Annotated in this window: 13 protein-coding genes; 7 read left to right on the top strand and 6 right to left on the bottom strand. The window is 70.7% G+C overall.

Annotation, left to right across the window (positions count from 1 at the left end):
* Nucleotides 1-87: 87 nt before the first annotated feature.
* The 5 genes from WMF11_RS43840 to WMF11_RS43860 all read left to right on the top strand — a co-directional run bounded on the left by WMF11_RS43840 (nucleotide 88) and on the right by WMF11_RS43860 (nucleotide 7975).
* Nucleotides 88-465 carry an LUD domain-containing protein gene (locus tag WMF11_RS43840; protein WP_437974998.1) on the top strand — a complete coding sequence of 126 codons (378 nt, stop codon included), beginning with the start codon at nucleotides 88-90 and terminating at the stop codon, nucleotides 463-465.
* A gap of 310 nt (nucleotides 466-775) precedes the next feature.
* Entirely contained in the window at nucleotides 776-2020 is a 1245-nt protein-coding gene (locus WMF11_RS43845) for a non-reducing end alpha-L-arabinofuranosidase family hydrolase (protein ID WP_437905040.1), read from the top strand.
* A gap of 212 nt (nucleotides 2021-2232) precedes the next feature.
* Complete coding sequence (locus WMF11_RS43850) at nucleotides 2233-6084, top strand: serine/threonine-protein kinase (RefSeq protein WP_437974999.1); 3852 nt, start codon at nucleotides 2233-2235, stop codon at nucleotides 6082-6084.
* A gap of 132 nt (nucleotides 6085-6216) precedes the next feature.
* Complete coding sequence (locus WMF11_RS43855) at nucleotides 6217-7062, top strand: hypothetical protein (RefSeq protein WP_437905042.1); 846 nt, start codon at nucleotides 6217-6219, stop codon at nucleotides 7060-7062.
* 547 nt (nucleotides 7063-7609) lie between these two features.
* Nucleotides 7610-7975, top strand: coding sequence for a hypothetical protein (locus WMF11_RS43860; RefSeq protein WP_437905043.1), 366 nt, complete (start codon nucleotides 7610-7612; stop codon nucleotides 7973-7975).
* Nucleotides 7976-8098: 123 nt separating this feature from the next.
* On the opposite strand, the gene WMF11_RS43865 is transcribed toward WMF11_RS43860, so the two are convergent.
* Nucleotides 8099-8722 (bottom strand): hypothetical protein, encoded by a 624-nt coding sequence (locus WMF11_RS43865; RefSeq protein WP_437975000.1) that lies wholly within the window; start codon nucleotides 8720-8722, stop codon nucleotides 8099-8101.
* Nucleotides 8723-8830: 108 nt separating this feature from the next.
* On the opposite strand from WMF11_RS43865, the gene WMF11_RS43870 reads away from it, so the two are divergent.
* Together WMF11_RS43870 and WMF11_RS43875 are read left to right on the top strand one after the other, a co-directional pair.
* Entirely contained in the window at nucleotides 8831-9808 is a 978-nt protein-coding gene (locus WMF11_RS43870) for a DUF4423 domain-containing protein (RefSeq protein WP_437975001.1), read from the top strand.
* 213 nt (nucleotides 9809-10021) lie between these two features.
* On the top strand, nucleotides 10022-10843 hold the full coding sequence (locus tag WMF11_RS43875) for an SIMPL domain-containing protein (protein ID WP_437975002.1): 822 nt from the start codon (nucleotides 10022-10024) through the stop codon (nucleotides 10841-10843).
* Nucleotides 10844-10895: 52 nt separating this feature from the next.
* On the opposite strand, the gene WMF11_RS43880 is transcribed toward WMF11_RS43875, so the two are convergent.
* The 5 genes from WMF11_RS43880 to WMF11_RS43900 form a co-directional block, all read right to left on the bottom strand.
* A complete protein-coding gene (locus WMF11_RS43880; RefSeq protein WP_437905047.1) occupies nucleotides 10896-11933 on the bottom strand; it encodes an alpha/beta hydrolase family esterase in 1038 nt (345 codons plus the stop codon).
* Nucleotides 11934-12263: 330 nt separating this feature from the next.
* Complete coding sequence (locus WMF11_RS43885) at nucleotides 12264-13052, bottom strand: hypothetical protein (protein ID WP_437975003.1); 789 nt, start codon at nucleotides 13050-13052, stop codon at nucleotides 12264-12266.
* 370 nt (nucleotides 13053-13422) lie between these two features.
* On the bottom strand, nucleotides 13423-14808 hold the full coding sequence (locus WMF11_RS43890; RefSeq protein ID WP_437975004.1) for a sigma-54-dependent transcriptional regulator: 1386 nt from the start codon (nucleotides 14806-14808) through the stop codon (nucleotides 13423-13425).
* Nucleotides 14809-14915: 107 nt separating this feature from the next.
* The gene (locus WMF11_RS43895; protein WP_437975005.1) at nucleotides 14916-16124 is read right to left on the bottom strand and encodes a cytochrome P450; all 1209 of its coding nucleotides are present in this window, start codon (nucleotides 16122-16124) and stop codon (nucleotides 14916-14918) included.
* 15 nt (nucleotides 16125-16139) lie between these two features.
* On the bottom strand, nucleotides 16140-18596 hold the full coding sequence (locus tag WMF11_RS43900) for a proprotein convertase P-domain-containing protein (RefSeq protein ID WP_437975006.1): 2457 nt from the start codon (nucleotides 18594-18596) through the stop codon (nucleotides 16140-16142).
* Nucleotides 18597-19042: the final 446 nt, after the last annotated feature.

Below are 19042 nucleotides of genomic sequence, written 5' to 3' on the forward strand. Positions count from 1 at the left end.
CTCCTGGGAGCTCCTCGATTTCGTCAGCCAGCCGACCGTCTGGCGCGCGGCGCCCGCGCCCGGAGGTCGGGTCCAGATCCTGCCGGAATGGCTCGCCCCCCGGCGACGTCGCCCCGATCGCTCGGCGCGTTCGAGCTGGATTCCACGCTCGCGCGCGCTCGAATCGACGCCGATGACCTCGGCATCACGCGCGCCGCCGGCGCGATCGCCGAGACGGGCACCGTCATCCTCGACGACGCGACCACCTCGACGCGCCGCAGCGCGCTCGCCCCCTGGATCCACGTGGCGATCGTTCGCCGCGCCGACATCCACCGTTCGCTCTGCGCCGAAATCTCCGCGCTCGGCGGCGACCCCTACGTGGTCAGATGTACGGGGCCATCCAAGACGGCCGACGTGGAGGGCATCCTGATTCAGGGCGTGCACGGACCGGGCGAGCCAATCGCCCAGATCGTCGATGCCTGGTAGAGCGACGCCGGGAGCGCGTTCTGAGGAGTTCCCGGCGATCGGCATCGTGGCCGGCGAGTCCCGCGCGCCGGTTTTCAATTGACGCCGTAGATGTGAGCGCTCACAATTTGGCTCGGAGATTCCTCCGCTTTGCCCTGGGTAGGCCGCCATGCGGCACCGGGCCCTTCGTCCTCGTCCTCGTGCGCGTCAACCTTGACAGTCGGGCTCTGAGGAGCTCGCTGCCCGATCGGGCATCCCTCTGGAGACCAGCATGATCACTCCCTTCGATTTGCCTCGCCAATCTTTGACTCCGTCCCGTTCCCTCCTTCGTTTGTCTGCCCTCGGTTGTGTGCTCGCGGCGCTCGCCGCTTGCGCCAGCGACACGGGGGACGAGCAGCCGTCCAGTGGTGGTACGGGTGGCTCTGAGAACCCCACGACGAGCGCCGGCAGCACGACAGGCGGGAGCACGAGCGCAGGGGTCACGAGCGGATCGAGCTCCGGCACGGGCGCGAGCACGAGCACGAGCAGCGGAAGCGACCCGGGCACGGGCGGCGACCCGACGGGTGGGACCGGGGGGAGCGGCGGCGCTCCGGGGGACGGCGGCGGCGGCGCAGGCGCGGGCGGTTCGCCGCCTGTGACCTGCGACCTGCCCACCACGCTCAAGTGGAAGTCGGGGCCTCCGGTGATCAACCCCAAGTCGGCTGCCGGTCGCAACTTCGTCTCCATCAAGGACCCGACGATCGTGTTCCACGACGGCAAGTACCACGTATTTGCCACCGTGTACGACACGGCGGGCAACGGGGGGTGGAGCTCCGTGTATTTGAACTTCACCGACTTCGCTCAGGCGAACTCCGCGCAGCAGCAGCACATGGCGGGCTGGCCCACCGGCGGCACGGTCGCGCCCCAGGTCTTCTTTTTCCGGCCGCACAACAAGTGGTACCTCATCTTCCAGTGGAACGGCCGGTACTCGACCAACGACGACATCAACAACGTCAACGGCTGGAGCCGGCCCCAGCCGCTGCTCAAGGGCGAGCCAGGCCAGATGGGGAACACCCTTGGCGCGCTGGACTTCTGGAACATCTGCGACGACAAGAACTGCCATCTGTTCTTCTCGCGGGACGACGGGAAGCTCTACCGCTCCAAGGTCAGCATCGATAAATTCCCGGCTTTCGATGGGTACGAAACCGTCATGACGGCCCCCACCAACGGGCTCCTGTTCGAGGCCAGCAACGTCTACAAGGTGGATGGCACGAACAAGTACCTGCTCATGGTCGAGGCGTTCGACAACAGCCCTCGCTTCTTCAGGTCGTGGACCTCCGAGAGCCTCGACGGCCCCTGGGCTCCCCTGGCGGACACCAAGCAGAAGCCCTTCGCCGGCCCTGCCAACGTGACGTTCGAAGGCGGAAAGTGGAGCGACGACATCAGCCACGGTGAGATGATCCGCTCCGGGAGCGACGAGCGAATGACCATCAACGCGTGCAACATGCAGTTCCTCTACCAGGGCAGGGATCCGAACGCCGGAGGGGCTTACGAAAGATTGCCGTACAAGCTGGGTCTGATCACGCTCGAGAAGTGACGCCGCGCCCCTCCTCGAGCTCTCGGTAAGGGACGTCCAGGCAGAAGCGCCGATCTCCCGATCGGCGCCTCCCCGGCGAGCCCGGGCCGGCATCGGCCCGGGTCGGAATCGGGGCAAACCATCGATGCGTCCGGGGCGCCGCGCGCGCAGGATCCGCGGCCTGAATCCAGGGGATCGCTGGACGAACGGCATTCTCCGTCTATCCTTGAGCGGTGCGCTCGGGGGAGCTCTTGGGGGGGCGCTTCCGCGTCGAAGCGCTCGCGGAGAGCGGAGGCATGGGCGCGGTCTACCGCGCCTGGGACGTCACCACCGGAAGGCGGGTCGCCGCCAAGGTGCTGCACGATCCGTCGCCGCACCACCTCGCGCGCTTCGCGCGGGAGGCCGAGCTCCTCGCCCGCCTCGCACACCCCGGGATCGTCCGGTACGTCGCCTACAGCGCCGCGCGCGAGAGCACGCCCTTCCTGGTCATGGAATGGCTGGAGGGAGAGGACCTCTCCCGGCTCCTCTCGCGCCGACGGCTCTCGGTCGCCGAGACGGTGGAGCTCGGGGCGCGCGTCGCCGCGGCCCTGGGCGCCGCCCACGCGCTGGGGATCGTCCACCGCGATCTCAAGCCGGCCAACATCTTCCTCGTCGACGGGCGGATCGAAAAGCCCAGGCTCCTCGATTTCGGGGTCGCCCGCCTCCCGGACATGGCGCCGATCACCGGCGCCGGGATGCTGGTCGGCACGCCCGACTACATGGCCCCGGAGCAGGCGCGCAGCGGCGATGAGGTCGGCGCGCCCGCCGACATCTTCTCGCTCGGCTGCGTGCTCTTCCAGTGCGTCACCGGCGCGCCGCCGTTTCAGGCCGATCACCTGGTCGCCCTGCTCGCCAGGATCATCTTCGATGATCCGCCGCGCCTGTCCGAGCGCTGCCTCGGCGCGCCCCCGTGGCTCGACGCGCTCGTCTCGCAGATGCTCGAGAAGGATCCGGCGCGGCGCCCGCGTGACGGGGCCGCGGCCCACGCCGCGCTCGCGGCGCAGGAGGTCCACGGCGGGTCGATCGCGGGACCGACGAGCTCCGCCCTCACCAGCAGCGAGCGCCGCTTCCACGGCGTCGCGGTGATCGGCCGCGCGTCAGCGTCCGCGCTGGACGCCACCCTCTCGCTCTGCGAGGCGAACGCGGACGCCGGCGCGCTCCGGGAGGTCGCCGCCCGCTTCGAGGGGCGCCTGGAGCTGCTCGCCGACGGTACGGCGGTGCTCATCGTCGGCCGCCCGCACGTGCCCACCGACGTCGCCGCGCAGCTCGCGCGCTGCGCGCTGGCGCTGCGGGAGCGCGTCCCCGATCGCCCGATCGCGATCACGGTCGGCTGGGGTGAGCTCGGGCGCGGCCTGCCGGTCGGCGATGCGATCCAGCGCGCGGCGGGGCTGCTCCGGAGCGCGGGCCGCGCGGGCGCGCCGCAGATCCTCCTCGACAGGACCACCGCCGGGCTGCTCGAGGCCCGCTTCGAGGCCGCGATCACCGCGTCCGGCGCCGTCGAGCTGCGCGGCGAGCGCAGCGCCGCCGAGCCGTGGCGCCCGCTCCTCGGCAGGCCCACGCCCTGCGTCGGCCGCGATCACGAGCTCCGCCTGCTGGAGCAGACCTTCGCCGCCTGCGCCGGCGAGCCCGCCGCCCGGGCGGTGCTCGTCATCGGCGCCGCGGGCATGGGCAAGTCCCGCCTGCTCCAGGAGCACCTCGCGGCCCTCCGGCGCGCCGGCGCGCCCGCGGAGATCTGGGCGGGGCTCGGGGATCCGCTGCGCGCGGGCTCCATCGGCGGCCTGCTCGCGGAGGTGATCCGGGGCGCGGCGGGGATCCAGGGCGGCGAGCCGATCGAGGAGCGGCGCGCGCTCCTCCGGGCCCGCGTCGCCCGCCGCGCGCCCGAGGCGGAGCGGCGCCGGATCGAGGAGTTCCTCGGAGAGCTCGCCGGCGTCCCCTTCCCCGACGAGGACAGCCTCCCGCTCCGCGCCGCCCGGCAGGATCCCGAGCTGCTCGGCGAGCAGATGCAGCGCGCGCTGCGCGATTTTCTGCGCGTCGAGTGCGCGGCCCAGCCGGTGGTGCTCGCGCTGGAGGACGTGCACTGGGCCGATCGCGCCTCGGTCGCGGCCATCGACGCGGCGCTGCGCGAGCTCGCTGACCAGCCGCTCGTCGTGCTCGCCACGGCGCGCCCCGAGATCAAGCAAGCCTACCCCGATCTCTGGGGCGAGCGCGGGCGGCAGGAGCTCTGGCTCAGGCAGCTCTCGCCGAGGGCGTGCGCGCAGCTCACGCGGGAGGCGCTGGGCGGCGCGGCCGACGGGGCGCTCGTCGATCGTCTGGTCACCCAGTCCGAGGGCCAGCCCTTCTTCCTCGAGGAGCTGATCCGCGCGACGGCGGAGGGCCGGGGCGAAGCGCTGCCCGACACCGTGGTGGCGATGGTGCAGGTCCGGCTGGAGGCGCTCCCGCCCCCTGCGCGCCGGATCCTGCGCGCCGCCAGCGTGCTCGGCGAGGTGTTCTGGCGAGGCGCCGTCGCCCACCTGCTCGGCGGCGACGCCGCGCTGCTCGCGGATCACCTCGCCGCGCTCGTCACCGGGGAGCTCTGCGTCCGCCGCCGCGAGAGCCGCTTCCCCGGCGAGGAGGAGTACTGCTTCCGCCAGGCGCTCCTGCGCGAGGGCGCGTACGCGCAGCTCACCGAGGACGATCGAGCGCTCGGCCACCGCCTCGCCGCCGAGTGGCTCGAGGCCGCGGGCGAGGCCGATCTGCTGGTGCTCGCGGCGCACTGCGAGCGCGGCGGCCTGACCGCCCGGGCGGCGTCGCTGCTCGTCCGAGGCGCCGAGCTCGCGGCCGCGCGCCGGGCCTACCTCGACGCCGAGGGCTGCTACGGGCGCGCCGAGGCGCTGGTCGGCGCGCTGCTCCCTGCGGCGCGCCACGCGCGGGGCCTCGCTCGCTTCCGGCTCGGGCGCCACACCGAGGCCCTCGCCGACCTCGCCGCGGCGCGCGAGGAGGCGGCCGAGGCGTCGGAGCCAGGGGCGGAGATCGAGCTCCTCCTCGATGAGGCCATGATCCTCGACTGGACAGGCGAGTACCGCGCCGCGAGCGAGCGGGTCGAGGCCGCCGAGCGCCTCGCCGACTGGGTGGACTCCCCCCTGCTCGGCGCCCGCCTGCTCCTCGGCATGGGCCGCTCGCTCCACCGGGACGACCGCGAGGACGAGGCCGCCATGGTGCTGTCGCGCGCCGCGGAGCAAGCCGCGCGGCTCGGGGACGAGGGCTATGAGACACACATCATCGCCCGGCTGATGCTCGGCTTCGTCCTGGCCAGCCTCGGCCGTGTCGACGAGGCGGCGCGGGACCTCGACGCGGTGATCCGGAGCTGCGAGGAGCGCAGCGATCTCATGCACCTCGGCGCAGCGCTGAACAACCGCGCGCTCGCGCGGGCCCTCCAGGGCGACCGCGCCGGGATGATCGCCGACCTCGAGCGCACCCTCGCGCTCGGGCGCGACCTCGGCCAGCCCGCGTTCGAGCTCGTCGGCCGCTACAACCTCGCCGAGTACCTGTATCTGATGGACGATCTCGAGGCGGCGGCGCCCCACGCGCGCGCCGTCCAGGCGATGGGGCCGCGCTGCGACGAGCACCACGCGCCGATGGCCGTGGCGCTCCTGACCGCGCGCCTGCGCCTCTACCAGGGCGACGAGGCGGGCGCTCGCGGGATCGCCCTGCGGCTTCGCGCGGCGCAAGAGCAAGCCGGCGGCGACGCGCTGAAGCCCTCGGAGGACGTGCTCTGCTCGATGATCGAGCTCGCGACGTGCGACGACGACGGCGCCGCGTGGGCCGCGCTCGAGGAGCGCTCCGCGCGCTGCTCGGTGGGCCAGGAGCGGATCGAGGTGCTCGAGGCGCGGGCCCTCGCCGCCTTCCGTCGCGGCCGGTACGTCGATGCCCGGCTGCAGATCGAGCGCGCCCTCGCGGCCGCCTCCACCACGCCGACCGTCATGGGCAGTCGCCTCCGTCGCTGGCACACGGAGCTGACGGCGCTGTCAGCATCGGACGCCCCGGACACCCACCCTCGTCGCCGCTGAATCACCTTGCACGAGCGTGATAATGCGAAAAGATAGAATATTGAACCCATAGTTGACCTATGGGCGATGTTGGTGAGCCCGCGCCGCGCGCAGGGAGCCGCCGGGAATGCGCCAGAAATGGGGGGGGAACCCATGTCGCTCAAGGAGACATTCATCGTGCTTGTCGGGGCCGGGGTGCTGCCGGGCTGCGTCGCGGAGGTGGGGGACACCGAGGCGCCGGAGGAGCTCGTGGGGGAATCCCAGGGAGCCCTCCTGGGCGGCAACGCGCTCAGCGCGAACGCCCTGAACCTCAACGCCCTGAACCTCAACGCCTTGAACCTCAACGCCCTGAACCTCAACGGTCTCAGCGCGCAAAACCTCGCCGCGCTCCAGGATCCCGGCCCGGCCGGCGCGCTGGCGCGCGAGTTCGTGCGTTATGCGACGAGCTGCGCCCTGAGGAGCACGGAGTACTTCGCCTTCTCGTGGAAGGACTCCAAGGGCAAAATCTACAACGAGCGCTACCCCGGGCTGCTCGGCGCCGCGCCGACCTGGGCGAGCGGGCCGCTCGACGAGCTCGGGCAGCGCATGGTCTCCAGCTGCGTGGCGGCGCGCGTGAACTACTATCAAGTACCGGTCCTCCTCTCCGCGCGCTCGCTGCGGGATCCGTTGAAGACGCTCTCCTCCAGCCAGGAGCTCATCGATTATCCAGACATCGAGGGGGCCTTCTGGGGCAACCTGTTCGCGGCGCAGCCCTACGTCAACGCTTGCTACAACAGCGCGACGGTCGACAACTCGCGCGCCTACCAGCGCGACTGCGCCGCGGGCCACCTGACGTCCGACGGCCAGCTCGTGGGGTGCGGGGTGATCCGCATGGTCGGACCCTGCAGCCAGGTCTGCCAGACCGTCAACGGGGCCGGCCAGTACTACCCATCCTGTGTCGACCGCCCCGGCCAGAGCACCGCGACCACGAAGGACGTGATCACCACCGCCTTGCCCTGACCGGCATGTCGTCGAGCTGTCGTCGCGCTTCCAGGAAGGCGAGCGCATCAACCATCTTCCGTCACCGGCAGCGAACGTGGCGACTCGCCCTCGATATCCTCGAATTGTTTTGCTCTTTCTCTGTGAAGGGATCGATGGGCCAACGCTCGCCGTCAGGCCATCACGTTCGAAAGCCCTCGCCGTCCGGCCGCTCGACGCCACCGAGAGCAGCCGGCTCACGCGCTCCTCGATCGTCGGGTGCGTCGAGGACCACTTCAGCACCGAGCCAGTCACCGCGAATGGTGGTGATGGCAAGGGCGGACGGCGCCGAGATTGGCGAAGATGGGTTCTGGGTCACCTTCGGCGCCCTTCGCCCCAACCCCCGAGGCGACAGGCGCATCGTAAGGCGCTTCACGGCGCGCACTGTAAACAGCGATTCTTCGAGGAGCAAGTCGCTGTGACATGCTGGTTCATGTCATGACATGTCGCACGACACATCCGCTCGACGCGGCTCCGCGGCGCGCGAGCTGATGACGAGGCCGTCACTCGTGGTGTAAAGTGCATACGCATGACGGCAAGGGGATGGGTGGTGGTGTTCGCGGCGACGATCCTGATCGGATGCGGCGAGAGCAGTGACGGCAGCGGCGGTATCGCGCGGCCCGTCACGACGTTCAACGGTGTTCCCTACGGCGCGACATGTGACGGGGACGCGAGCTGCGGGGGCCAGCAGGACTCCTGCTGCCTGGGTGGCAAGTGCTCGGCCGAAGGCTGGTGCAGCCCCAAATGCGAGAGTGATCAAGACTGCCCCGAGGGCTTCTATTGCATTGATCACAGCGGAACCCGCTGCTTCTCCGCGTGCGAGGACGATCGCGACTGCCCGACGGACTTCATCTGCGAGGAGAAGAGCGGACACAGGACCTGCCGCTTCAAGTAGCCGCGCGGGCGACCTCCGTGCCTTCGTTTTTGTCAGCGTCCACGGACGGCGTTCTGCAGAAGAACAGAGCACCGCGACCATCAAGGAGGTGATCACCACCGCCTTGCCCTGACCGGCGCGCCCTCAGAAGGCGCCGACCTCGCCGAGCAGCGTCCCGTTCTCGATCAGGTCCACATGACCCCGAGGGGTCGACTCGCCCGCCGCCCAGCGCGATTCGACGGAGAGCTCGAATGCGCCGCCGCACCCGGCGCAGCTGTCCCCCGAACCGCGGCCGGCGTACACGTCCGGGAACGGGTTCTCGTCGAAGAGGAAGGACAGGCGAAGGTGCGCGGCCCCGTCGTCGCCCCGGTAGAGCGCCCCGCGCTGCTCGTGGTGGAGGATGCCGTCGCTGCTCGATAGATTCCCGAGCACGAGGATCTGCAGATACGCGTCGGAGCACTCCCTGCTGCGGTCGATGTACGCCACGACCGGTGAGCTCTCGGTGTCGGCGGCGAGGGACCAGCTCACGGCGCTCGTCGTCCCGTTGGCCCATGTCACGTCGAAGCTTCCGGCCCCCCCGGTCGCGTCGATGGCCTCCTGGCCGCTCACACCGAGGGGCGTCGGGTCCGAGAGGGCATGCTCCACGGCCTGACCCGTCGACTGCGGGAGGAAGTCGCAGGGATCGGCGGCGACCTCCCCCGTCTGTCCCCCGCGCGTGCACCCCATGAGCAGCCCCGCCACGAGCCAGCAAGCAAGCCGTACGTTCATCGCAGCCTCCATCGACATCCACTTGCCGCAGCGCAGGAGCCCCCGCAAGCGCCGCGTAGCGCAGTTACGCATTATCTATCGCTCCGATGTGCTATGTTCGATGCATATATGCGATACAAACCATCGCAATACGCTGAAATAGCGAGGGATTTCTGCCGGGCGCTCCGCGGCAGGCGCTCGCAGCGGCAGCTGAGCGTCCGGCTCGGCTACGGAACGAACGTCGCCTTCGGCTGGGAGTCCGGGCGGCGCTTTCCCACGTTCCCCACGGTGCTGCGCGTCGCGTCGTACAACGGCGTTGACGTCCACCGTGTGCTCTCGGACTTCGTGCGCCAGGAGTCGGCCTTCGGCGCGGGCGTCGCCGTCTCCGACCCGGCCCTCACGGCCACCCTCCTTCAGGTCGTCAAGGGCGGGCTGAGCAACGCCGAGATCGGCGCTCGCATCCGGCGCAGCGCGTCCCAGGTGTCGCGCTTCATCGCGGGGACCTCCCAGCCGCGGCTGCCCGACGTGCTGGCCCTCGTCGACGCGACGACCGACCGGCTCCTCGACTTCCTCGCGCTCTTCGTCCCTCCGGGACAGCTGCCCTCGGTGGCGCGCGACTTCGGTGTGCTCGAGGAGCGCCGGCGGATAGCGACGGAGCTCCCCTGGTCTCACGCGGTCCTGCGCGTCCTCGAGCTCGCGGGCTACGCGGCCCTCCCCTGCCATGACGACGCGTGGGTCGCCGCTCGCCTCGCGCTCCCGCGCGACGAGGTGCGTGCGTGCCTCGAGGCCCTGTCGCGGGCAGGCCTGATCCGATGGCGCGGAGGGCGGTACGCGGCCACGGCCGAGACGGTCGACATGACCCGCGGCGCGGCCGAGCCGCGACAGCGATTGAAAGCGCACTGGCTCGACGTCGCCGCGGACCGGCAGCGCCGCGGCGATCCGGGGCTGTACTCCTACAACCTCGTCAGCGTCGCGCGCGGCGACCTCGCGCGGCTGCGGGCCTTGCACGTGCGGTATTTCCACGAGCTCCGGCAGATCGTGTCGGATTCGCGCGAGCCCGATTGCGTCGCGCTGGTCGCGATGCAGCTCTTCGAGCTGGGCGCGTGAGGCGCGAGCCGGGCAGAGAAGGAGGTCCCGTCAACCCGGGGCAGGCCCGCAGCTGGGCATGCGGGCGCCTCGCGGGCAGAGGCCGTACTTCACCGACGCGAAGGCCCCTTGCGCCCGCCCCTCGCGGTCGAGCCGCCTCCGCCCTAGATTCGGTGCGCTGACGGCCAATTCGACTGCCAGGGCAGCCGATCCGCTCGAAGGAGGAGAATCGCGATGCGTCGTACTATGCCGACCCTCACGGGAAGCCTGATCGCAGGGCTCGCGCTCGGCGTCATGACCTGCATTTCGTCGACCGCGCTGGCCGGGCGCCCCGTCGCCCAGGCCCTCGCGGCGGATCGCCTCGCAGCCAAGGAACCCGGCGCCACGGCGGAGAATGACGAGAGCCGGACCATCACGATCGGCGGCATCGGCGAGGTCGTGAGGCCTGCCGACTCGATGCGCACGAGCATCGGCGTGGAGGTGCGCGAAAAGACGCTCGGGGCCGCGCGCGACAAGGCCGCTGGCAGGTCGCAGGCGGTGCTCGCCGCCCTGCGTGGCCTCGCCATCCCGGGGCTGGAGATCCGCACTGTCGACATCTCGCTCTCGCCGATCCGGGAGTCGCACGTGCCGCACGAGGAGATCACCGAGCCCCGGATCATCGGCTATTCGGCTTCCAGCCAGCTCTCCGTCGCGCTGCGGGGCGCGTCGCCGGCCGAGCTCCAGGCCGCGGGCTCGAGGATCCTCCAGGCCGCGCTCGCCTCGGGCGCCAACGACGTCGGCGGGCTCGAGTTCTTCTTGAGCGACCGCACCGACGCGCGCCGCGGCGCCCTCGCGGCCGCCGTGCAGGACGCGCAGGCGAACGCCAAGGCGGTGGCCAAGGCGGCGAACGTCAGGATCGTCGACCTGCGGTCGATCTCGGTCGTTCAGCAGGAGCGCTCTGCATTTGCGCAGCAGATGAAGGGGCTCGGCGGCGCGGACGGCTTTTCCGTCGAGCCCGGCAGTATCCGTGTCACCTCCGCGGTGACGGTCCGCGTGACGTTTGCACCGAGCCCGTGAGCTCAGGGCGGCGGCCCGCAGGCGGCGCTCGCAAACGTAGCTCGGGGCGTCTTCACGGCATGCCCGTGAAGAAGTCGTACATCGCCTTGATGGCAAAACACGGCACGCCGTGGCTCGTGTTGCTGTACGAGGGATCGTCGTGGGAGCACCAGATCGTGGGCTCCGAACAGCCGCTGTAGGAGATACAGCCGGGGTTCACGGTCTTGCCGCTGCTCTGGCAGCCCATCACCTGGGAATACGGCGTCGAGCTCATCTCGCATCCGTTGGCGGTGCGGAACCTCGCGACCGTGCTCGCCCCGTCTCCCCCGCGGACCGTGTCGTTCTGGCCCTGGATGTACATCACGGGCGTGGGCACCTGCAGCGCGCCGTAGTCGGAGGCCGCGACGGGCGCGACCGCCTTGAAGTTCAAGTGCTCGGCGTCGGACTTGTGCGCCAAGATCTGCACGATCATCTGCGCGCCGGAGCTGTGGCCGGTGGCGAACACGCGGTCCATGTCGATGCAGTAGCTGTCCATGAGGTCGTCGTAGATCCGCAGGACCTTGGCGATGTCGCTGTTGTAGTTCCAGCATCCGCCCCCGTCCGACGACCTCCCCACGGCGCGCACGTACTCCGTCTCGAAGGCCGACCCTCGCGTGAGGTTGATGAACTGGTCGATCGGGTTGCCGCAGGCGTGGAAGCCCATCAAGAGGGGGAGAGGGGTCTTGCCATCGTAGCTGTCCGGGAACGTGTAGATGTGATCGCCATCGACCGTCACCTTCCCGCCCTCGGGCCGCCCCGACTTGCCGCAGCCTGGGCTCGGGTTGCCCGCCGGTGATTCCGTGCCGCCGGTCCCCATGCCGCCGGCCCCGGCCTGCGGTCCGCCCCCGGTCGAGCCACCTGTCGTGCTGCTGCTGGAGGAGCTGGCGTCATTGCTCGTTCCCCCTGTGGAGGTGGTCTCCCCGCTGCTCGCAGACGTGTGGGCCCCGCCTGCGCCGCCCGTGGCTTGATCGGCTCCGCCGCCTCCCGTGCCGGGCGAGCCTGTCTCTGACGAGCAAGCGAGGACCATCAAGGCGACGACAGGAAAGGAGGAGTAAGCAGCTAATCTCGGCATCGTCTAGACCCTCTCGTGATCGCCCGATTCGTCTCTCCGCGCTCGCCGCGTGCCGATCCCGCGATGATCTCGGGCGAAAATGCGCCTCACGTGGAGGCACCAGCCCGACCGTCACGGCGGACGCGCAGAAGTGACGAAGGGCCCGGTGCGCATGGCACGCCTGTCCGTGGCAAAGCGGAAGAAGGATCGACGAGTCGACTGTGAGCGTTCACATGAACGGCGTCAATCAAATTGGACCGGCGCGACGCGCACCTTGATCCCGGCGGGTGCGCGGCGGCGGCAGCCGCGGCACCCGCGTGAGCTGTCATCGGAGCTTGGCTCGCGGTTGGGTCAGTTGGCGATGAACGCGCAGCACCCGGCGACACAGATGTAGCCATCGGTGCAGCCGTCGCTGCAAGGATCCGCGCACGTCGAAGCCGACCCGCCTTCGCCACCGCCGGGGTCGGAGCCGCCGCCGGGGTCGGAGCTGCCGCCGGGGTCGGAGCCGCCGCCGCCATCGGTCTCGCCCGTGCTTCCGTCATCGGGGCAATCGTGCCCGCCGTCGTCGCCGCCCGGATCGCCGGAGCTGCTGCCCCCGGGGTCGTCGGAGCCGCTGCCGGGGCCGCCGTCGCAATGGCCAGGGCCGATGCCGCCCTCGTTGAAGTCCGCGAGCGCACCGGACAGCGCGACGGCATCCTCGGCCGCGCCGCCTTGCTTGACGCCGTACGGGAGCCGGCCATCGGCGTCCTTGTTGTCCTTCATCCACGCCTCGGCGTCCGCCAGCGCCCCGCCCAGGGCGGCGTCGCTCGCGCCGCTACCCACGTTCAGCAGCGCGGCGATCAGCTGGTGGCACAGGATCAGGCTGGTGTCGCCCCGCGGCGGCGTCTCGAAGAGATCCAGCAGCTCCGCCTGGGAGTACTCGACTCCTCCGATGGTGAGCTTCGATGTCGGCCAGCTCTCCTCGTGGTTCTTCCAGTAGCCCTGGGTGAGCGTACAGCCGTCCCCCTCGGACCCGGACGGAGTCCCGACCACGTTGCCCCTCCCCTCGCCCAGGCGATCCGGGTCGCTGTTCCCACAGGCGACGAGAGCGGAGCCAACCAGCGACAGACACCCCACGAGCACCAACCTGCCAAGCGTCATGATTCCTCCTGAAGTTGCGCATCGCGCGATGGGCGCTCCTCGCGAGGAGCGAGCGACATCGCGCGTGTCAGGCGGCGGGCATCGCGCCGGATCGGGGCGCACAGGCGACCCCGTTCCGGCGGGACCATGTTCTCGATCCACCCGCCCCAGCTGCAGCCCATGAGGAGCCGCGCTCTCGGTTCCTTCAGTGCCGGCCTGCGCTCGGCGCGGCTCATGTTTTTGTGGGTGCTCTCCGATTCCGTGTCGTTCTCGAACGATTGAATTTTTCCTTCATCAACACATGAGTGACCGAGATCACGTCAGGCCGTGAGATCCCGTATCATTCTCGCTCGACCAAAATCTTCCTTCATGAGCACACGAGCGACCGAGATCACTTCAGCCCGTGACGATCCATCTTGTTGAGCAGCCCTTGCCGCGAGAGCCCGAGCCGCGCTGCTGCCTGGCTCCTGTTGCCCTGGGTCGCCCGGAGCGCGGCGGCGATCTCGCGCCGCTCCAGCGCCGCGATCTTCTCTTCCAGCGTCGCCCCCTCGGCCGGCTCGTCGCCAGCCGGCGCTGCGGGCGCGCTGCCTCGCCGCGCCGGCGAGAGGTCCTCCTCTAGGATCTCTCCCCTGCCCCCGGCCATCACGAGCGCGCGCTGCATCTCGTGCCGGAGCTCTCGCAGGTTGCCGGGCCAGTCGCAGGCCTCGAGCCGGCGCATCGCGCCGGGCGAGATCGCGGTCACCGGCGAGCGCGGCACGAGGGCCCGCGACAGGTTCAGGAAGTGCTGCGCGAGGAGCGGCAGATCGCCCACGCGATCCGCGAGGCGCGGCAAGGCGATCTCGATCCCGCGCACGCGCCAGTAGAGGTCGTCGCGAAAGGTCCTGTCCGCCACCATCGACTCGAGCGCTCTGTGGGTGGCCGACACGACACGGACGTCCACGGTCAGCGGGCGCGCCGCGCCCACCGGCAGGATCTCGCCCGTCTCGAGCACGCGCAAGAGCTTCACTTGCAGCGCCGGCTCCATGTCGCCGATCTCGTCGAGGAACAGGGTCCCTCCGTCCGCCTCGACGAACAGGCCGGGAGCGTCCTTGATCGCGCTGGTGAAGGCGCCTTTCCGGTGGCCGAACAGCGTCGATTCGAGGAGAGTCGGCGCGAGCGCGCCGCAGTTGACCGCGATGAAGGCGTTGTCCTTCCGGCGGCTCCTTGCGTGCAGGTAGCGGGCGAACACCTCCTTGCCCGTGCCCGAGTCGCCGGTGATGAGCACCGGGACGTCGGTCGGCGCCGCGCGCTCGCACAGCGTCCTCGCCTCGAGGAAGGCCGGCGACTGACCGAGCATCGCCGAGGCGTCGCCCTCGCGGGCGGCGAGCGAGCGCTCGAGCTCCGCGACGCGATCTTCCAGCGCGAGGCGCGCGGCCGCGCGGGCGACCACGGAGAGCAGCACGTCGGGGTCGACGGGCTTGGCCAGGAAGTCGTACGCGCCGCGCTCGACGAGGCGCAGGGCGAGCGGGGTCTCACCCGCGCCCGAGACGACGATCACCTTGGCCGCGGGCCGCTCGGCGAGGAGCTTGTCCGCGAGCGCCGCGCCCTCCTCGGCACGGCCGGTCGGCGGGAGCATCAGGTCGAGCACGACGAGGCGCGCGCTGGTGCGGCGGAGCTCCGAGAGCGCCTTCGGGGCGGCCCCGGCCTCGGCGACGGCGTACCCCTCCAGCGCGAGCAGCTCGCGGTAGGCGTCGCGGAACCCCGGATCGTCGTCGATGAGCAGGACGGTCTCGGTCACGGGTGACCGTACCGCGTTGTCAGGGCGCGGATCCAGGGTTGCGCGGGGCGGGGGCGCGGCGCTCTCCGTGCTTCCCCCGGCACGGCACTTCATCGTCTAGGGGCGCGCTACGAGGCAGGGCGCGCGCACCGGACCGGCATCGATTTCACGCCGCTCACCCAGTTCGAGCGGAGCCGCACGGCCGGCCCGGCGAGCTTGAGATCGGGCAGCCTGCGCAGGAGCTCCTCGAAGGCGACCCGCGCTTCCAGGCGCGCGAGCACGAGGCCCAGGCACACGTGGGGGCCGATGCCGAAGGAGAGGTGCTCGTTGGGCGTCCGGCCGACATCGAATCTGTGTGGATCGCTGAAGACCGCCTCATCGCGGTTGGCCGAGACGTACCACAGCACCACCTTGTCGCCGGCGGCGATCCGCTGCCCGTGGAGCTCGATGTCCCGCACCGCGGAGCGCCGGAAGTAATAGACCGGCGGCGTGAAGCGCAGCATCTCCTCGATGGCGGTCGGGAGGAGCGAGGGATCGTCGAGCAAGCGCCGGCGCTGGTCGGGGTGCTCGAGGAGCGCGAGCATCCCGTTGGTAATGAGGTTCTTCGTCGTGTCGTGGCCGGCCGTGAGCAGCAGGTTGAAGAAGCCGCCGAACTCCGTATAGGAGAGCTTCTCGCCGTCCACCTCGGCGGCCATGAGCAAGCTCAGCATGTCGTCCTTGGGCTCCTTCCGCCGCTGCTCGGCGAGCTGGTTCGCATAGGCGTTCATGTTGTGGAGCACGGCGTTCAGCTGCTCGGGCGTGACGCCATAGGCGGGATCGCTGGCCCCGAAGAACCGCGTCGTCCAGTCGAGCATCTGCTCCTGATCCTCGCGGGGGACGCCGATCACCTCGAGGATCACGGAGAGAGGCAGCTTGCCCGCGATGTCGCTGGCGAAGTCGCACCCGCCGCGCTCGCAGGCGTCGTCGATGAGCCTCGTCACGAGCTCCCGCACGTGGCTCTCGAGGCGCTGGATGACACGGGGCGTGAACCCCTTGCTGACCAGCGCCCGGAACCGGGCGTGCCGGGGCGGATCCATCATGATCATGACATCGGGGTTGTCGCGCATGTCCCCCGGCGGGAGATCCTCGATGAAGAGGCCGCGCCCCGAGCAGAACGCGGCCGGATCGCGCGAGATGCGGGCGACGTCGGCGTGCCGCGTGATCGCCCAGAACCCCCTGCCCGCCGGCTCGGGGTGCCAGTGGACGGGCGCCTCCCGGCGGAGGATCTCGAAGCGATCGTGCGGCGCGCCCGCGAGGTAGAGGTCCGGATCGAGGACATCGACGGTTTCAGGGGTCATCTGGGCAGGATCTCCTCAAGAGGTTCGCGAGCGCAACCGCTTGCGACGCATTCTGAGCAGCGCGATGAGCGCGAGCGCCGCGGGCCATGGCCAGGGGGGCTCTTCGCGACCCACGAAGCGACACCCGCAGCCGCCCGTCGTGTCGCTGCTGGCGGGCGGGTCGTCGTTCGGGCTGGCACCCGCGCCGCTGCCCGACGCGGGGGTGCCGGTCCCCGCGCCGCCAGCGCCGCTGCCGGTCGCGCCGCCTTCGCCCGTGGTACTGCCGCCGCTCGCGCCAGCGCCGGTGACCGCCGTGGCGCCGCCGGTCTCCGCGCCGCCGGCGCCGCTGCCCGTCGCGCCGCCTTCGCCCGTGGTGCTGCCCCCGCTCGCGCCGGCGCCGCTGGCCGCCGTGGCGCCGCCGGTCCCCGCGCCGCCGGCGCCGCTGCCCGTCGCGCCGCCTTCGCCCGTGGTGCTTCCGCCGCTCGTGACGGCGCCGCTGGTCGCCGTGGCGCCGCCGGTCCCCGCGCCGCCGGCGCCGCTGCCCGTCGCGCCGCCCTCACCCGTGGTGCTTCCGCCGCCGGTACCGCCGCCTTCGCCCGTGCTGCTGCGCGGGCAGCCCAGGACCGACACGTCGTCGATCGCGAGACCGGCGAGCTGGACGCTCGCGTCGCTGTCGAGGTGGAACACCACCTCCACTCGCTTTCCGGCGTATCCGCTGATGTCGGCGTAGTGCGTACCCCATCCCGCGCTCTCCTGGAGCACCAGGTTGGAGCTACCGACGGTCGTGGTCATCGATGCGTCGAGGAACTCCCAGAGCCGCCTGGCGTTCGCACCCCCGACCTCCCGGATCTCCACCCACCCGTGATCCGAGGACGCGTTGTCGAGCTGGTACTTCATCGCCCAGCGGAGCTGGATGGGCGCCTGCACCCCGGACAGGTCGATCGGCGGTGAAACGAGGTCCTGATTCGAGCTCGCGTTGTACACGCCCGACAGGTTCGTCTTCCAGCATTGCGTCCCGCCGTTGCACGTCGCGATCGGCGCGGCGCTCGGTATGCCGAGCGCCCAGGCGTCGGCTGTGCCTGCGTGCGTGAAGCCCTGCGCGCCGCCCTCGAAGTCCGCCGACAGCCGGGTGGACGGGGCGTCGCCGCTCGAGCACGAGAGCGCGGGGATCGGCGCGTCGCAGATCGTGAGGCTCCACGCGGCCAACACGCCGAGGTTGTTCGAGTTGTCCGTATCGTCCCGGAGCGTGAGCGTCCACCGGCCCCCGCCGTTCTCCCCGTCGAACCAGTGCAAGCGGTAGTCGCGCTCCGGCTGCACCATCATGCCGTTCAGCAGGGTGAAGTGTCCGGCCGGGAACGCGGCCTCGTCGTCGATCGTGAGTTCGAGGTTCGGGTAGGTCCTGTTGCCGATATCGGTGAAGAGACCGTTGGTGTTGCCGGCCGGCGAGACGAGGTACACGTCCACGTCGGGGGGCATGGGATGGCTGAGCCGGACGCTCACGTTCAGGTCACCGATGCGGGGCGCGCCCGGGACGTCGATGAACGACGTCGTGGGCGCGCCGAAGAGGATCTCCCTGGGCACGTTCGCGCTGTCGTACGTGGTGCACCCCACGCTCGGCGCCGCCGGATGCACGCTGACGCTGAGCCCGTAATCACCCGCCGTCACCGAGCCGGTCACGGTCACCCTGTAGGTGCCCGCGGCCTTCACCGTCGCGAAGATGGCGTCCGAGTACGGTGTCTCGACAGGCCCGGACTGGTTGTCCACCTGGATGTCGAACCCGGACCCGAAGGGACCGATCGCGAGCGCGGCGGCGAACTGCGTGAGGTCGCGCGTCGGGTCCTGATCGAGGCTCGCGAAGAGGGTGTCGCCGGCGTTGAGGGAGAGCGAGTAGCTGTCGACATCGCTCGCGTTGGTGTGCGTGCCAGCGATCCAGCCGGACGCGGGGAGCGCCTGCGGCGTCGTGTCGTTCGGCTCGACCTCCGCCGTGGGCTCGCCGCTCTGAACCTTGACGTGGAGGTCGTAGGGGCGCACCTGGACGGTCGCGGAGGGCACGCGCACGCGCGCGTAGTAGGTTCCCGCCGCCACGAGGGGCGTGCCCGCGATGCTCGGCGACAGGCCCCCGAACGACCCGTTGAAGACGTCGGTCTCCAGCACTGTCGTGCCGTCCTGATCGAGGATGTCGAGGTCTGCGTCCTGCGATGCGGTGGAGGACGCTGTTATCACGGCGGCGTAGACACGGCTCCCGGCGGGCGCCTGGAACGAGAAGAGATCCGTGTCGCCGTCTGGCAAGAGGTTGGCGCGCACGACCGTGTCGCTGGAGATGGCGTTCGCCTGCAACGCCGTCCCGTTGGGCTCCACCTCCGAAGCGAGCTCCTGTCCGACGGCCAGTTGTGCCCTGCCAAGGTCGTCGCCTTCGCTTGCGCCGCAGCCGGCGAGGATCAACGCCGCCGCCCCCAGCGCGACGGACGAGCTGATGAAATCCCTGCTTCTCACGCCGTTTCCCTTCTGTTCAGCTGCCCCACAGCTCCCTGGCTCCGTGGCGCGGCAGCATCATAGCTGGCATCTCGACTCTGTAGGTGCCGACCTCTGGAGCGGGACGCCTGAGGTACGTTGCTGTGCGCCCCGCAGGCTGTGGAGTGAAGGAGGCTCTTTCGATACATGGATAAGCTGTTGACATCGCATCGCTTTTCCAGGGGGAGCGGGATGGCACGTTCGGGCGGGTTTCGAGCGGGTCGAGGTCGGCGTCAACTTAGCGATCGCGGGCGCTAACCCCGCGATCTCTGGTCGGCCGGACAATTCCGTGACGCTTCCAGCGGGGCGCTCGGCGCCCGTGCTGGCGACCTCTCCCCGAGCCGACGCAGCCGCGACCACGCGCCCGGGGAGCAGCCCGCGCCACGTGCTCGTCGCGCCCCTCACGCATACAATCGCCGCTGCCGATG

Source organism: Sorangium sp. So ce295 (assembly GCF_051527405.1).
In the GTDB taxonomy this organism is placed as follows: Bacteria; Myxococcota_A; Polyangia; order Polyangiales; family Polyangiaceae; genus Sorangium; species Sorangium cellulosum_B.

Coding starts and splice junctions, on each gene's coding strand:
- WMF11_RS43840 (WP_437974998.1), top strand. CDS start 88: ATGGCTCGCCCCCCGGCGACGTCGCCCCGATCGCTCGGCGCGTTCGAG.
- WMF11_RS43855 (WP_437905042.1), top strand. CDS start 6,217: ATGTCGCTCAAGGAGACATTCATCGTGCTTGTCGGGGCCGGGGTGCTG.
- WMF11_RS43860 (WP_437905043.1), top strand. CDS start 7,610: ATGACGGCAAGGGGATGGGTGGTGGTGTTCGCGGCGACGATCCTGATC.
- WMF11_RS43865 (WP_437975000.1), bottom strand. CDS start 8,722: ATGAACGTACGGCTTGCTTGCTGGCTCGTGGCGGGGCTGCTCATGGGG.
- WMF11_RS43870 (WP_437975001.1), top strand. CDS start 8,831: ATGCGATACAAACCATCGCAATACGCTGAAATAGCGAGGGATTTCTGC.
- WMF11_RS43875 (WP_437975002.1), top strand. CDS start 10,022: ATGCGTCGTACTATGCCGACCCTCACGGGAAGCCTGATCGCAGGGCTC.
- WMF11_RS43880 (WP_437905047.1), bottom strand. CDS start 11,933: ATGCCGAGATTAGCTGCTTACTCCTCCTTTCCTGTCGTCGCCTTGATG.
- WMF11_RS43885 (WP_437975003.1), bottom strand. CDS start 13,052: ATGACGCTTGGCAGGTTGGTGCTCGTGGGGTGTCTGTCGCTGGTTGGC.
- WMF11_RS43895 (WP_437975005.1), bottom strand. CDS start 16,124: ATGACCCCTGAAACCGTCGATGTCCTCGATCCGGACCTCTACCTCGCG.